At 69.4% G+C, this 13,696-nt stretch carries 13 protein-coding genes; 7 read left to right on the top strand and 6 right to left on the bottom strand.

Annotated elements, in window-relative coordinates; genetic code table 11:
* The first annotated feature begins 52 nt into the window (after positions 1-52).
* A complete protein-coding gene (locus ACG00X_RS22070) occupies positions 53-2,179 on the top strand; it encodes an MHFG family PEP-CTERM protein (RefSeq protein WP_394491618.1) in 2,127 nt (708 codons plus the stop codon).
* A 48-nt stretch (positions 2,180-2,227) separates the two neighbouring features.
* Positions 2,228-2,962: a PEP-CTERM sorting domain-containing protein gene (locus ACG00X_RS22065; protein ID WP_394491616.1), complete on the top strand. Its 735-nt coding sequence runs from the start codon at positions 2,228-2,230 to the stop codon at positions 2,960-2,962.
* A gap of 29 nt (positions 2,963-2,991) precedes the next feature.
* On the opposite strand, the gene ACG00X_RS22060 is transcribed toward ACG00X_RS22065, so the two are convergent.
* Positions 2,992-3,663, bottom strand: coding sequence for a histidine phosphatase family protein (locus ACG00X_RS22060; protein ID WP_394491614.1), 672 nt, complete (start codon positions 3,661-3,663; stop codon positions 2,992-2,994).
* Between the two features lie 52 nt (positions 3,664-3,715).
* Here ACG00X_RS22060 and ACG00X_RS22055 point away from each other — a divergent pair, with 52 nt between their 5' ends.
* From ACG00X_RS22055 to ACG00X_RS22045, 3 genes are read left to right on the top strand one after another with little or no spacing between them, the layout of a single operon-like run.
* Positions 3,716-4,171: a GNAT family N-acetyltransferase gene (locus ACG00X_RS22055; RefSeq protein WP_394491612.1), complete on the top strand. Its 456-nt coding sequence runs from the start codon at positions 3,716-3,718 to the stop codon at positions 4,169-4,171.
* Positions 4,164-4,823, top strand: a complete 660-nt coding sequence (locus tag ACG00X_RS22050) for an alpha/beta hydrolase (protein WP_394491610.1) — start codon at positions 4,164-4,166, stop codon at positions 4,821-4,823. Before ACG00X_RS22055 ends, ACG00X_RS22050 begins: the two co-directional genes overlap by 8 nt.
* Before the next feature lie 40 nt (positions 4,824-4,863).
* The gene (locus tag ACG00X_RS22045; RefSeq protein ID WP_394491608.1) at positions 4,864-6,171 is read left to right on the top strand and encodes a hypothetical protein; all 1,308 of its coding nucleotides are present in this window, start codon (positions 4,864-4,866) and stop codon (positions 6,169-6,171) included.
* Positions 6,172-6,320: 149 nt separating this feature from the next.
* On the opposite strand, the gene ACG00X_RS22040 is transcribed toward ACG00X_RS22045, so the two are convergent.
* The 3 genes from ACG00X_RS22040 to ACG00X_RS22030 form a co-directional block, all read right to left on the bottom strand.
* Positions 6,321-6,620 (bottom strand): hypothetical protein, encoded by a 300-nt coding sequence (locus tag ACG00X_RS22040; RefSeq protein WP_394491606.1) that lies wholly within the window; start codon positions 6,618-6,620, stop codon positions 6,321-6,323.
* 109 nt (positions 6,621-6,729) lie between these two features.
* On the bottom strand, positions 6,730-7,104 hold the full coding sequence (locus ACG00X_RS22035; protein ID WP_394491604.1) for a hypothetical protein: 375 nt from the start codon (positions 7,102-7,104) through the stop codon (positions 6,730-6,732).
* 380 nt (positions 7,105-7,484) lie between these two features.
* Entirely contained in the window at positions 7,485-8,366 is an 882-nt protein-coding gene (locus ACG00X_RS22030; RefSeq protein WP_394491602.1) for a LysR family transcriptional regulator, read from the bottom strand.
* Between the two features lie 107 nt (positions 8,367-8,473).
* Here ACG00X_RS22030 and ACG00X_RS22025 point away from each other — a divergent pair, with 107 nt between their 5' ends.
* Positions 8,474-9,367, top strand: coding sequence for an MBL fold metallo-hydrolase (locus ACG00X_RS22025; protein WP_394491600.1), 894 nt, complete (start codon positions 8,474-8,476; stop codon positions 9,365-9,367).
* Positions 9,364-9,996: a DsbA family protein gene (locus ACG00X_RS22020; RefSeq protein ID WP_394491598.1), complete on the top strand. Its 633-nt coding sequence runs from the start codon at positions 9,364-9,366 to the stop codon at positions 9,994-9,996. The genes ACG00X_RS22025 and ACG00X_RS22020 overlap by 4 nt, the downstream gene beginning before the upstream one ends.
* A gap of 60 nt (positions 9,997-10,056) precedes the next feature.
* Here the strand turns inward: ACG00X_RS22020 and ACG00X_RS22015 are convergent, their stop codons facing one another.
* Complete coding sequence (locus ACG00X_RS22015; RefSeq protein WP_394491596.1) at positions 10,057-12,189, bottom strand: prolyl oligopeptidase family serine peptidase; 2,133 nt, start codon at positions 12,187-12,189, stop codon at positions 10,057-10,059.
* Positions 12,190-12,305: 116 nt separating this feature from the next.
* Entirely contained in the window at positions 12,306-13,535 is a 1,230-nt protein-coding gene (argJ, locus tag ACG00X_RS22010; protein WP_394491594.1) for a bifunctional glutamate N-acetyltransferase/amino-acid acetyltransferase ArgJ, read from the bottom strand.
* Positions 13,536-13,696: the final 161 nt, after the last annotated feature.

Here is a 13,696-nt window from a genome sequence, read left to right as displayed (position 1 = left end):
TACGGCATCCCTAGACTGAAGTTCAGTCATTTAATTGCATTCAAAATCATTTATGACCGCACTTGCTGTTATCGCCCTTTCGGCGGCCCTGGCACCGCCGGCAAGCTGCGAGTGGCAGCGCGGCAAGCCGGCGGCGCACCATGGCGACCTGGGGGTGCAAGTCGAGCGCATTGAGGATATGGCTCCTGCACGGCGCGCCGCGCTGGCTCGCAAGGTGAGGACACTGCGCTTCGATGACACGGTGGTCATCGCGCGTGACGGCATCACCGGCCACCAGGCCTACGAGTCCACGCTGCGCGACATGCGGCTCGGTCGGCAGCTGTGCGCGACCGTGGCGCGCAGCAGTTGGGCCCAGGACGACACCGAACGCGCGCTGGTGTTCTGCGAGCAGGACGATTGCGTGCTCGTCACCACCTGGGGCCGCCATCTCGCCCGCGTGCGGCCGCTGCCCACCGACCCGGTCGGGCTGGCCATCGCCGAGCTGGCGCGCACGCCGACGGGCGCCGGTCCGCAAAGCGTCTGGGCACCACGGCGCGTGCTGGTCGGCGCCCGCGCCGGGTTGAACGCCAAGGAAGTAGCCAAGATCGCCTCGGTGCACGGCGGCACGTCGCGCCGCGTGGGCCCGCCTGACGTCTACGTGCTGGACCTGCCGGCCACGGCGTCCGAAAAAGCCGTTGCCGTCACGCTGGCCAGGCATCCGCAGCTGAAGTTCGCCGAGCTCGACCAACTCGTCATTCCGGCGATGGCGCCCAACGATCCCTATGTCGGCAGCGAGTGGCACCTCCCCAAGCTGGGCCTGCCCAGTGCCTGGGACACCGCGCAGGGCGCCGGCGTGACGATCGCCATTCTGGACACCGGCGTCGACGGTACCCACCCCGACCTGAGCACCCGCATGGTGCCGGGCTGGAACTTCTACGACAACAACAACAACACGGCCGACGTGCATGGCCACGGCACTGCCGTTGCGGGCGCCGCAGCCGCCACCACGAACAACGGCACCGGCGTTGCGGGCACGGCCGGGCAGTCGTCCATCATGCCGGTGCGCATCGCCGATGCGAACGCCTACGCCTACTGGAGTACGGTGGCGCAGGGCGTCACCTGGGCCTCGGACATGGGCGCCCGCGTGGCCAACATTTCCTACGTCGGCGTGGCCGGCAGCGCCACGGTGCAATCGGCGGCCCAGTACATGCGATCACGCGGCGGTCTGGTCGTCGTCTCGGCCGGCAACAACGGCATCGACGAGGGCCTCACGCCCACCACCACCATGACCGTCGTGTCGGCCACCGACGCCACCGACACCAAGACGTCCTGGTCCAGCTACGGCAGTTTCGTCACCATCGCGGCGCCGGGCCTGGACATCTGGACCACGACCCGCGGTGGTGGCTATCAGGCCTGGTGGGGCACGTCACTGGCCAGCCCCGTGGTGGCCGGCATCGTCGGCCTCATGATGTCGGCCCGGCCGGCCATGAGCAACGCGCAGATCGAGAGCCTGCTCTACGGCACCGCCCTGGATCTGGGCACGACGGGCCGCGACAGCTACTACGGCTGGGGTCGCGTGAATGCTTCAGCCGCCGTACAAGCCGCCGCCAGCAGCGCGCTGACCGACACGCAGGCGCCCAGCGCCAGCATCGGTGCGCCGGCGAGCGGCAGCACGGTCAGTGGCCTGCTGTCGGTCAATGTCACCGCCAGCGACAACGTCGGCGTCACCCGTGTGGAGTTGAAGCTCAACGGCGTCGTGATCGCGTCGGACACGTCGTCGCCCTACAGCTTCAGCGTGGACACGACGCAGCTGGCCAACGGCAGCGCCTCGCTGGTAGCGGTGGCCTACGACGCGGCCGGCAACGCGGGCAGCTCGTCGGCAGTCTCAGTCACCGTCAGCAATACCGTGGCGCTGGCGCCAGACACCACACCGCCGGTCGTCGGCATCAGCGCGCCCGCCAACGGCGTCAGCGTGTCGGGCAACGTGACGGTCAACGTCGCCGCCAGCGACAACGCCGGGACGTCGGGCCTGAAGCTGCAACTGCGCATCAACGGCAGCCAGGTCGCCAGCAGCAACGGCGCCACCCTGACCTACAAGTGGAACACCACCAAGCTGGCCAGCGGCACCTACACGCTGGAAGCCCGAGCCGTCGACGCACAGGGCAACACCTCTTCCAGCGTCGCCACCGTGCGGCGCTGACTCCACCCCGTTTGAATGACCCCAACCCAACAATATCCGGAGGCCACCATGTCGCAACCCTTGATCAGCCGGCTCTGCGTTGCCGCACTTTCACTGGCCTGTGCCTCCGCGCAGGCCGGCTACGTGTTGTCGTCACAGGGCGTGAGCTTCGAGTTCAACCAGCTCGACGCGGACTCGTTCACGTTCAAAATCACCAACGCTGACAACGCCACAGGCAACTGGGCCAGCGACACCCACCTGAGCTTCCTCGGGTTCAAAGATCTCGGGCCGCTGACCGGCATTTCCAACGCGACGGTCACCAACATGCTGCCGGCCTCCGCCAGCGTCTGGTCGTACTCCACGCAAGAGCTGAACGGCAACGGCTGCCTGGGCGGTAACTCCGGCGGCATCTGCCTGGACGCGAACCCCGACATCGCGTTGGCCAACATCATGATGTTCCAGATCGATCTGCTGGGCACGACGTTGGCGATCGACCCCGCAACCGGCCCGCACCTGAAGATCGGCTTCACCTACTGGGTGCCTGACAAGGGCGACCCGACAAAGAGGAACTTCGTACCCGGCCACTACGAAATCGGCGGCGACTTGCTGTCGCAGAACATGATCTACACCTCCTGCACGTCCTCGACCGACTGCAATGGCGGCAATGGCGGGGGCGGCGGCGGCGGTGGCGCGGGTGGTGGCGGCAGCGGCGGCACGGTGCCCGAACCGGCCACGCTGGGTCTCTTCGCCCTGGCGCTGCTGTCGGCCTCGCAGGCCCGACGCCTGCAACCCAATCGCCGCTGAACGCCCGCCCCGCCTGCCGCAGACGCGGTTCAGGCGTGGGTGACGAGGCCACGCGCCTCGGCCGTGTCCAGATGCGGCAGCGTGTTGAACGTGACGAGGTGATGGCGCTTGGGGTTGAAGCCGAACTCCGTCACCGACGAGTTGCGCAGCTGCAGGTTCAGCGCGACGACCGTTTCCGCCGGGCAGGCCAACACCTGGCCGATGGCGGTCGAGATCGGGCCGCCGCTGGACACGATGAGCACCCGGCTCGCAGCGTCCAGCGCGCGCACGCGGGCCAGCGCATCGGCCACGCCGGCCGCGAAGTCTGCATGCGGCGGCATGCCCTCGGGCGCCACCTCGCCGCGCATCCAGGCCAGCAGGCCCTCGCGCAGCAGCCGGAAATGCTGGCGCACCGCCTCGGCGTCGGTGGGTGGCGGCAGCGGCGCCGGATGGATGGCGCGCACGACGGCCTCACTGTCGTATTCGTCCAGGCCCGGCAGCGCCGTGGCCGGCAACGCGTCGCCCAGGCCTTCGCTGATGCCGGCCCATGACTGGCCGTGCCGCCGCAGCGTGCCGGTGAACACCGCATCGAATCGCTCGCCACGCTCGCGCCAGTAGGCGCCCAGCAGACGGCACTGCTCGTGGCCGTTGGCGCTGAGCTGGTCATAGTCGGCCGCGCCAAAACTGGCCTGGCCGTGGCGCACAAGATAGAGGCTTCCCATGCCCTCATCATCGACCGGCGCGGCGCCCACGACTGTCGCGACAATGACGCCCATGCTGCTGCGACAAGCCACCCGGGCCGACACCGCCGAACTCTGGCGCGTGCGCTATGCCGTGACCGAGAACCGGCTCACGCCCGGCCGCATCGGCGATGCCGAACTGCACGCCTACCTGGAGGACCATGGCCGGGGCTGGGTCATCGAACTGGCGCCGGCGCCGAACCTGAAGATTGCCGGCTTCGCCATCGGCGACGCCCGCGACGGCCACATCTGGGCCCTGTTCGTCGACCCGTCGCTGCACGGCCAGGGCCATGGCCGGCGGTTGCATGACGTGATGGTGGCCTGGCTGTTCGACCAAGGCCATGAACGCCTGGATCTCGGCACGCAGCCCGACTCACGCGCCGAGGCCTTCTACCGCCGCGCCGGCTGGCGCCCCACCAGCGCCGGCCTCGACGCCCATGGCGACAAGCTTTTTGAACTGCTGAAGAAAGACTGGAACCCGCATGCTTGACACCCACGTCATCGAGACCGGCCCCAACCCACGCACCACGGTCATCGTGCTGCACGGCCTGGGCGCCGACGGCTACGACTTCGTGCCCATCTGCGGCGAGCTGGACCTGAGCGCCATCGGCCCCGTGCGCTATGTGTTCCCTCATGCGCCGCAACGGCCGGTCACCATCAACAACGGCTACGTCATGCGGGCCTGGTACGACATCCTCGTGACCGACCTCGTGCGCCGCGAAGACGAAGCCGGGCTGCGCGAGTCGCAGCAGCTGATCAATGAACTCATCGACAGCGAACGCGCGCGCGGCGTGCCAGCCGAGCGCATCGTCGTCATGGGCTTCAGCCAGGGCTGCGCGCTGACGCTGATGACGGCGCTGCGCTACCCCGAGCGGCTGGGTGGCGCCATCGGCATGTCGGGCTATCTGCCGCTGGCCGCGACAACGGCCGCCGAGCGCTCGCCCGCCAACGCCGACCTGCCCATCTTCCTGGCCCACGGCACGCAAGACCCCATCGTCGTGCTGCCGCGCGGCACTGCCAGCCGCGACGCGCTGGTGGCGCTGGGCCACAAGGTGGAATGGCACGACTACCCGATGCCGCACTCGGTGTGCGCCGAAGAGATCCAGCACATCAATGCCTGGCTGCTGAAGCAACTGGGCTGAGTTCGGGGCGCTGTTCCGGCCGCCAGGCCGGCAGCGCCTGATGCAAGATCAAGCAGTCATGGAGCGCCTGCCCGAACAGATCGTCGACTGGCACAACCGCCACCCGCTCGCGCGCCGCATCCGCGTGGATGACGTGCACACCGTCGGCGTGGTGGCCCTGCCCTTCGTGCGGGCCACGGCGCAGGCGTCGGCAGCGGTGGAGCCCGTGCTGACAGACACGGTCAGCACCTTCGACGGGCAGCCTGGCACGCCCGCCACCTCCCGCGCCGCCGGCTGGCTGCAACAGCTCAAGGCGCTGCTCCCGCCGGGCCTGCGTGGCCGCGCGCCGGCCCAGCAATGGCGGACGTTCAGCGAAAAGTTCCTGCCCGGCCTGAGCCCCGCAGGCATCGAGCGCTTCGCGCTGGACCATGGCTATGCGGAAGCGCCCGGCACGCCCGAGTCACACCCCTGGCGCGTCATCCTCATCGACGACAAGCTCGCCAGCGCCCGCAGCGGCTGGCCGTTCGAGCTCTACCTGCTGAGCGCCGGCATCGAGGTGGGCGACGCGCGCACGCGCGTGCTGTGTGGACGAGGCATCCCATCGCAAATCATCGGCCGTCGGCTGTGGGATCCGCTGCGTGCCGGCGGCGCCGCAGCGGCCCTGGCGCTGCTGCTGGCGCTGGCCGCCTGGCTGCTGTGGCCTCGCCATGCCGCCGACCCCACCGCCCCGGCACCGGGCACGGCCGCCTCCGCGCCCAGCGAGCCGGCGTCGGCGGCCTCGGCAGCAGCGCCAGTGGAGGCGGCGTCAGCCGCCATGCCGGCATCGGCCGCGGCATCCGGCTCCGCTGACGCGCCCGCATCCGCCCCGGAGGACGCCGCCAGTGCTAGCACCGACGAGCCACCGGACATCCGCCCCCGCCTGGTGGAGCGCAGCGACGGCGTCAAGCGCCCGCCGCTGCTCAGCAGCGGCAAGCCGCCTCCCGCCGACCCTGGCGCTGCCGCCAAGCCAGCGCCCGACGCAGAGCACCCACGCCCGCAGGCGGCCGGCGCCGGCTCGCCCGACACCCCGGCCGACAAGCTGGCCCCCGCTGACCCGCGGCTGGCTCGCCTGGCCGGCGCGCCGGACCGCGTGGCCGTGGCCCTGGTCGGCCCGCCGGGCAGCAAGGCCGACGCCGAAGCGCTGTTGAAGAAGATGAAGGAGGGCCTGCAGGGCGTGCACAGCAGCCCCGAAGCCTTGCAGGCCGACGTCATCCAGACCCCCGACGGCTGGCGCGCCACCGTCTGGCCCTTCCCCAGCCGCGAGCAGGCCCAGCTCATCAACGCGACGCTGGTGGCCCGAGGCCTCAAGACGAAAGCTGTGAACTTCTGAGCCGCTCGTGGCCGGGCTGGGCAGGCCCGAGGCACGGCAAATCCGGAGCCGGCGCGGCTTCCTGTCTACGGTCGCCTTGCCAGCCCGGATCCCGCTACGCCGCGTCCGCTCTGAGATCCCCTGGATTCCGGATTCCGGGGCTCGGTCACCTACTCCCGCCCCCGCATGTTGACCACCTGAACCAGCCGTGTGACCGTCAAGATGCGCTTGCAGACGCCCAGATTCCCGTAACGCCCTTCTGGCCCGAGCGTGCCCTCGACCACCACACGCGATGTTCCCCAACGATCTGGACGCTCCGCGCGAGACATGTCGCCCTTGATGCACCACTGCTCGCCCACCCCGTCAGGCGTCAGGTATGCGGACTCGAAGTTGTAGAAATACTCGCCGGTATAGGCGACCTCGTCCTTCGCCACAGCAACGGTGGTCGCTGCGACAAGTATGGCGAGCACTCGGAATATTCGGGAGGCAGTCACTTGGTACCTCAACGTTGACGTTTAGCGGACCAGCCAGCGTAGCTGGCGCAGGTCCGCTGCAGTGCCCGGTTAGCCAGCTTCATGGTCAGCAACTCCAGTGAGTACCGTTGAACCAGCCCAGAGACAAGTTGCTGACCTGCCAATTGTGCTGACGCGCTGGCATAGACAGTGCTGAAGTCACTACTGCCCAACCCGCATTGCCAAACACTAGGTAGGTGTTGGTTCCGCAACTGAGCCCGCCAGGGACATGCTTCTGACGACTACCGATGAGGATCACTCCTGCGAGCTTTCCGACCGACGCGGCGACGTCTGGGGATTGCGCAATTGCCGCTTTGGAGATCGGGTGAGACGTCGAAATCAGTGAGAACGCGAACAGATACGAGGCTGCCAATGCCACAACTGCGGCGATGGCGATGAGCGCCTTCTTCGAGCGCGAGATGGAGGAGCGGCTCTGGCGCATGCTGGCTACCGTGTTCTCGGGAGACCGCCAAAGCCACCTAGGCAGTCAAGCCGCGCCCCAGAGCGGCGCGTCCGGACCCCGGTAAGCCTTTGATTGACCATCCAAATCCCTCCCGTTGCTGTCGTTCTACACAGCATTGAATTTCTGGCAAAAGCGGCACGCGCTGATGAGTCCTCGAGGAGGGCTCGCTGACGCCAGGGCGGCGCCCATGATGCCAGTCCGGGCGTCTGGTCAGCGCCCTCGCAAATACCGACGCCACGGCCCGCCATCGACCGGGTGCCGCTGTGGGCCACACGGGGCCTTGGCCGTTTGCGCGAGCGGCTGCGCCTGATGCGCGGCAGCCTGCGCACCGAGGAGATCTGCGCGGCCGAACCGTGCCATCAAGGCGTCAGCCGTTCGGCGAGGAAGTCCAGCAGCAGCCGCAACGCCAGCGGCTGGTACTGGCGCGACAGGTAGACGCCGTGGATGGCGTGCGACTCGGGCTCGCAGCCCGGCAGCACGCGCACGAGCCGGCCCGTGCGCAGGTCGTCGTCGACGAGGTAGTCCGGCAGGATGGCCAGGCCCGCGCCGGCCAGCACCGCGCGGTGCATGACGCCCGCGTCGTTGCTCTGCAGCACGGAGCGCACCGGCACCCGCAGCCACTCGCCGCCCTGCTGCAGCGCGTAGTCGTTGCGGTTGACGTAGGCGTGCGTCACGCAGCGGTGCTGGCGCAGGTCGTCGGGCGTTGCCAGCGGCGCAGCGGCGGCCAGGTAGGCGGGCGCCGCGCACAGCACCGAACCGAAGCGGCCCAGCGGCCGCGCGACGAGATTGGCGTCGAGCTGGTTGCTGATGCGCACGGCCAGGTCGATGCGCTCCTCGACGAGGTTGACCGCGCGCTCCAGCACCACCAGCTCGATCTCGCAGTCGGGGTGCTGGGCGAGAAAGTCCACCACCGCCGACGCGAGGCGGGCCTGGGCCAGCGAGGCGCTGGCCGTCACGCGCAGCCGGCCGCGCGGTGCCAGGCGCTGCTCGCCGGCGGCGGCCTCGGCCTCGCGGGCCAGCTCCAGCATCTGGCGGCAGCGCAGCAGCGCGCCGGCGCCGGCTTCGGTCAGGCTCACGCGCCGCGTCGTGCGCTGCAGCAGCCGCGCGCCCAGCCAGCGCTCCACGCTCTCCAGATAGCGCGAGACCATGGCGCGCGACATGTCCAGCACGTCGGCCGCCTGCGTGAGGCTGCCGCGCTCGGCCACCTCGACGAAGACTTGCATCGCGATCAGGCGGTCCATGACTTGATCGATCCAGTTGACAAACAGTCCACTCTACCGAGGTTTATCCATCGAATCGGCGCAAATAGAGTGAACCCATCGTCAACCACTTCACCGAGACCGCCCACATGAACGCCCTCAAGACCCTGCGCCGCCTTGCGTTGCCGCTGGCCGCGCTCTGCCTGCACCTCTCCGACGCCGGTGCCCAGCCCGCCGCGCCGGCACCGCTGACGCTGCAGGTCTACAACGCCGACGCCGGCAGCTTCCACGTCAACGCCGTGCTCGTGGCCGGCAAGACCGACGCCGTGCTGCTGGACACCGGCTTCACGCGCGCCGACGCGCTGCGCATTGCCGCCATGGTGCTGGACAGCGGCAAGACACTGAAGACCATCTACATCAGCCACGCCGACCCCGACTACTACTTCGGCATCGGCGTGCTGAAGCAGTATTTCCCGCAGGCCCAAGTCGTCGCGACGGCCCCCACGCTGAAGGAGATCAAGGCCAAGCTCGCGGGCAAGCTGCAGTTCTGGGGCCCCCGGCTCGGTGCGAACGCACCGCAGGGCGTGCCGCTGCCCGAGGTGCTCGGCGCGCCGGTCATTGCGCTCGAAGGCGAGAAGCTGGAAGTGCGCGGCTTGGACGACAACGAGCCGGGCCGCAGCTACGTCTGGATCCCGTCGCTGCGCACCATCGCCGGCGGCGTCAACGTGTTCGCCGGCCTGCATGTGTGGACGGCCGACACGCCCAGCGCGAAGGAGCGCGCCGACTGGCGCAGCAAGCTCGGCAGCATGGCCGCGCTGCAGCCGGTGCGCGTGATTCCCGGCCACAGCCGCGCTGGCGCACCGCAAGATGCAGCCCAGCTGCGCTGGACGCAGGACTACCTGGCCCGCTTCGAAGCCGAACTGCCCAAGGCGGCTGACAGCGCCGCGCTGATCCGCACCATGCAGCAGGCCTACCCGGACGCGGGGCTGCCGATCTCGCTGGAACTCGGCGCCAAGGTCAACAAGGGTGAGATGAAGTGGTGAGCGAACTGCACTACCTCCATGACCCGCTGTGCGGCTGGTGCTGGGCGGCGGCGCCGCTGATCCAGGCCGCGCGCGAGCTGCTGCCGGTGCGGGCCCACGGCGGCGGGCTGTTCATGGACGATGGGCGCCGCACCATGGGCGCCGAATGGCGCGCCTATGTGCTGCCGCACGACCAGCGCATCGCCCAGCTCAGCGGCCAACCCTTCGGTGCGGCCTACCAGAACGGCCTGCTGAACGACACGACGGCCTGGCTGGACTCCGAGCCGCCGATTGCCGCCGTGCTGGCGGCAGACCGGCTGGCCGGCCGCGGGCTCGACCTGCTCGCCAGCATCCAGCGCGCGCATTACGTGGACGGCCGGCAGGTCGCGCAGGCCGACGTGCTGCGCGACCTGGCCCAAGCCCTCGGGCTGGATGGCGAGGCCTTCGCCCGCGAACTGGCGGCCTGCAGCGGCGACACGACGCGCGCTCACGTCGCCGACACGCGCGCGCTGATGCGCCGCCTGGGCGGCCGGGGCTTTCCGACGCTGGCGTTGGCGCAGGGCGAGCCCTGGCAGTTGATCGACGTCGGCCCCTTCCTGGGCCGCGTGGACGACTGGCGCCGGTGGCTGCAGGCGCAACTCGCCGGCTGATCGATCGGCCGGCCTGCCGACGCCCCGGTCGCGCATCGCGACCCGGGCCCTCGCTTCACTTCACTTCACCTCGAGCTTCATCGTGTGGGCGATGAAGGCCAGGATGTCGCTGCGCTCCTCGATGATCTTGGACGTCGGCTTGCCGGCACCGTGCCCGGCCTGCGTCTCGATGCGGATCAGCTTGGGTGCGGGGCCGGTGTCGGCCGCCGCCTGCAGCGTGGCGGCGTACTTGAAGCTGTGCGCCGGCACGACGCGGTCGTCGTGGTCGCCCGTCGTGACGAGCACGGCCGGGTAGCGGGTGCCGCTCTTGATGTTGTGCAGGGGCGAGTAGGCATACAGCGCCTTGAACATCTCCGGGCTGTCGCTGCTCTTGCCGTAGTCGGTTGCCCAGGCCCAGCCGATCGTGAAGTTCTGGTAGCGCAGCATGTCCATCACGCCGACCTGCGGCACGGCGGCGGCGAACAGGTCGGGGCGCTGGTTGGTCACGGCGCCCACCAGCAGGCCGCCGTTGCTGCCGCCGTTGATGGCCAGCGTCGCGGGGCTCGCCACCTTGTTCTTCACCAGCCACTCGCCGGCGGCGATGAAGTCGTCGAACACGTTCTGCTTGTGCAGCTTGGTGCCGGCGTCATGCCAGGCCGAGCCGTACTCGCCGCCGCCACGGATGGACGCGATGACGTAGACCCCGCCCATCTTCAGCCAGGTGGCTGCGGTGACGCCGTAGCTGGGCGTGATGGCGATGTTGAAGCCGCCATAGCCGTACAGCAGCGTGGGGTTGCTGCCGTCCAGCTTCAGGCCCTTCTTCGCGGCGATGAAGATGGGGAAGCGCGTGCCGTCCTTGCTGGTGACGAACTCGCGGCGCGTCTCGTAGGCATCGGCATCGAATGCGGTTTTGGGCTTCTTGAAGAGCTCGATGCGACCGGTCTTCACGTCGAGGCGGTGGACTTCGGCCGGCGTCGTCAGGCTGGTGTAGCTGAAGAAGGTTTCCGACTCGTCCCAGCGGCCGCCGAAGCCGCTGGCCGTGCCGACGCCCGGCAGCTTCACCTCGCTCAGCCGCTTGCCATCGGCGGCGTGCACGCGCACCAGCGTCGCGGCGTCGTGCAGATAGCTCAGCAGCAGCCGGCCGCCCACGGCCGAGGCGGCGGTCATCGCGTCGGGGCCTTCGGCCACCAGCGTCTTCCAGCGCGCGGGCGCCGGGTTCTTCAGGTCGATGGCGATGAGCTTGCCGCGCGGCGCGCCCTGGTCGGTCTTGACGATGAGCTGCCCGGCGTGCGCGGCCACGGGGCTGTACTGGGCGTCGAAGTCCAGCGTGATGGCCTGGGGCTTGCCACCGGCAAAACCACCCTTGGGCAGCGGCAGCACCATCAGGCCGTTGCGGCTGCCGGCGCTCTTCCAGACCGAGATCAGCAGCAGCTGGCCGTCGTCCGACACCTCGGTGCCGAAGCCCCATTCCTTGTCGTCGCGGTTCTCGAGCACCAGCACGTCGTCGGACTGCGGGGTGCCCAGGCGGTGGTAGTAGAGCTTCTGGAAGTAGTTGGCGCCGGTCAGCGCGGCGCCTTCCTTCGGCGCGTCGTAGCGGGCGTAGAAGAAGCCCTTGCCGTCAGCCGTCCAGGAGGCGCTGCTGAACTTGACCCACTCGATCCGGTCTTCCAGGTCCTGGCCGGTGGCGAGGTCGCGCACCTTCCAGGTCTGCCAGTCGGAGCCCGAGCCCGCCACGCCGTAGGCCAGCAGGCGGCCGTCGCGCGACGGCGCCATGCCGCTGAGCGCGACGGTACCGTCCTTGGAGAAGCCGTTGGGGTCCAGCGCGACGACGGGGGTGTCCTTCAGCGACTTCGCCGTGTAGAGCACGTTCTGCTGCTGCAGGCCGTCATTGCGCGTCCAGAAATAGCGCCCGCCTTCCTTGAAGGGCACGCCATAGCGCTCGAAGTTGTAGAGCTCGGTGTAGATGCGGCGCGCCGGCAGGCGCTGCGGCATGGCGTCGAGGAACTTGTCCGTGACCGCGTTCTGCGCCGTGACCCAGGCCTTGGTTTCGGCGCTGTTGTCGTCTTCCAGCCAGCGGTAGGGGTCGGCCACGGCGGTGCCGTGGTAGCTGTCGGTCTGTTCGACCTTGCGCGTGGCGGGGTAGTCGAGGCCTTGGGCCTGCGCGCCGGTGGCGAGCACGGCGGCCACGGCAAGGGTGGTCAGGGGGAGCTTCATCAGGGCGTGTCCCGGGGTCGAAGAAGCGGCCGATTCTCGACGCCCCCGCGAAGCTCGCCGATGGTCACCCCGGGTTTCACCCAGCAGCACCTGCAGTGCCGCCGGGCGTGGCCTGGCTAGCTTCTGTAGTCCGCGTTGATGGACACGTAGTCGTGGCTGAGGTCGCAGGTCCAGACCGTCGCCTGGGCCGTGCCGCGGTTGAGCCCGACACGGATCGTGATCTCGCTCTGCTTCATGACGCGCTGGCCGTCCTCCTCGCGGTACTCGGGGCGCCGGCCCCCGCGGGTGACGACGTGCACGTCGTCCAGATGCAGGTCGATCAGGCCCTGGTCCAGGTCGGTGATGCCGGCGTAGCCGACGGCGGCCAGGATGCGGCCGAGATTCGGGTCGCTGGCGAAGAACGCCGTCTTGACCAGCGGCGAGTGCGCGATGGCGTAGGCCGCCAGCTTGCACTCGGCCTCGTCGCGGCCGCCTTCCACCGTGATGGCGATGAACTTGGTCGCCCCTTCGCCGTCGCGCACGATGGCCTGGGCCAGCTCCTGCGCCAGCGAGATCAGCGCGTCGCTCAGCGTCTTCGCGTCCGCGCTGTCCAGCGTCGTGATCTCGGCATGCGCCGCGCGGCGCGAAGCGATGAGCATGAAACAGTCGTTCGTGGACGTATCGCCGTCGATGGTGATGCGGTTGAACGACGCGTCGGCCGCGGCCTTCGCCAGCGGCTGCAGCAACGCGGGGGCGATGTTGGCATCGGTCGCGACGAAGCCCAGCATCGTGGCCATGTTGGGGCGGATCATGCCGGCCCCCTTGGAGATGCCCGACAGCGTGACCGGCACGCCGCCCAGCGTGACGCGACGCGACGCCGCCTTGGGCAGCGTGTCCGTCGTCATGATGCCGGCCGCGGCCTCGGCCCAGTTGTCGGCCTTCAGGGCCGCCAGCGCGGCGGGCAGGCCGGCAGTGATGCGGTCCACCGGCAGCGTCTCCATGATGACGCCGGTGGAGAACGGCAACACCTGCTGCGGCGTGCAGCCGATCAGCGTGGCCAGCGCCTGGCAGGTCTGGCGCGCACGCGCCAGGCCGTCGGCGCCGGTGCCCGCGTTGGCATTGCCGGTGTTGATCAGCAGCGCGCGGATGCCGGCGCCGGCGGCCAGGTGCTCACGGCAGACCTGCACCGGCGCGGCGCAGAAGCGGTTGGTCGTGAACACGCCGGCCACGGCCGCGCCCTCGTCCAGCGCAATGACGCTGAGATCGCGCCGGTTGGCCTTGCGCACGCCAGCCATCGTCACGCCGAGGCGCACGCCCGGCACGGGCAACAGGGAGGCGGGATCGGGGGCGGAAAGATTGACGGGCATGGCGCGCTTGGAGGGAGTCAGGAAAGCGCGCGAATTCTAGGAGGCTGTCGGGCTTTGAGCCTGGAGCGCGTTGGGCCTGCAAGGGGGCTCAGCCGAGGCGCAAAGCGGAGCTGGACTCGATGTCCAGCGAGCATTTGCAACGACGGATCAGCCCCCTTGCA

It is taken from the genome of Pelomonas nitida (assembly GCF_043555975.1).
GTDB lineage: Bacteria > Pseudomonadota > Gammaproteobacteria > Burkholderiales > Burkholderiaceae_C > Pelomonas > Pelomonas nitida.
This window is presented reverse-complemented; position numbering and strand designations above follow the sequence as displayed.

Coding starts and splice junctions, on each gene's coding strand:
- ACG00X_RS22070 (WP_394491618.1), top strand. CDS start 53: ATGACCGCACTTGCTGTTATCGCCCTTTCGGCGGCCCTGGCACCGCCG.
- ACG00X_RS22065 (WP_394491616.1), top strand. CDS start 2,228: ATGTCGCAACCCTTGATCAGCCGGCTCTGCGTTGCCGCACTTTCACTG.
- ACG00X_RS22060 (WP_394491614.1), bottom strand. CDS start 3,663: ATGGGAAGCCTCTATCTTGTGCGCCACGGCCAGGCCAGTTTTGGCGCG.
- ACG00X_RS22055 (WP_394491612.1), top strand. CDS start 3,716: ATGCTGCTGCGACAAGCCACCCGGGCCGACACCGCCGAACTCTGGCGC.
- ACG00X_RS22050 (WP_394491610.1), top strand. CDS start 4,164: ATGCTTGACACCCACGTCATCGAGACCGGCCCCAACCCACGCACCACG.
- ACG00X_RS22045 (WP_394491608.1), top strand. CDS start 4,864: ATGCAAGATCAAGCAGTCATGGAGCGCCTGCCCGAACAGATCGTCGAC.
- ACG00X_RS22035 (WP_394491604.1), bottom strand. CDS start 7,104: ATGCGCCAGAGCCGCTCCTCCATCTCGCGCTCGAAGAAGGCGCTCATC.
- ACG00X_RS22030 (WP_394491602.1), bottom strand. CDS start 8,366: ATGGACCGCCTGATCGCGATGCAAGTCTTCGTCGAGGTGGCCGAGCGC.
- ACG00X_RS22025 (WP_394491600.1), top strand. CDS start 8,474: ATGAACGCCCTCAAGACCCTGCGCCGCCTTGCGTTGCCGCTGGCCGCG.
- ACG00X_RS22015 (WP_394491596.1), bottom strand. CDS start 12,189: ATGAAGCTCCCCCTGACCACCCTTGCCGTGGCCGCCGTGCTCGCCACC.
- argJ (WP_394491594.1), bottom strand. CDS start 13,535: ATGCCCGTCAATCTTTCCGCCCCCGATCCCGCCTCCCTGTTGCCCGTG.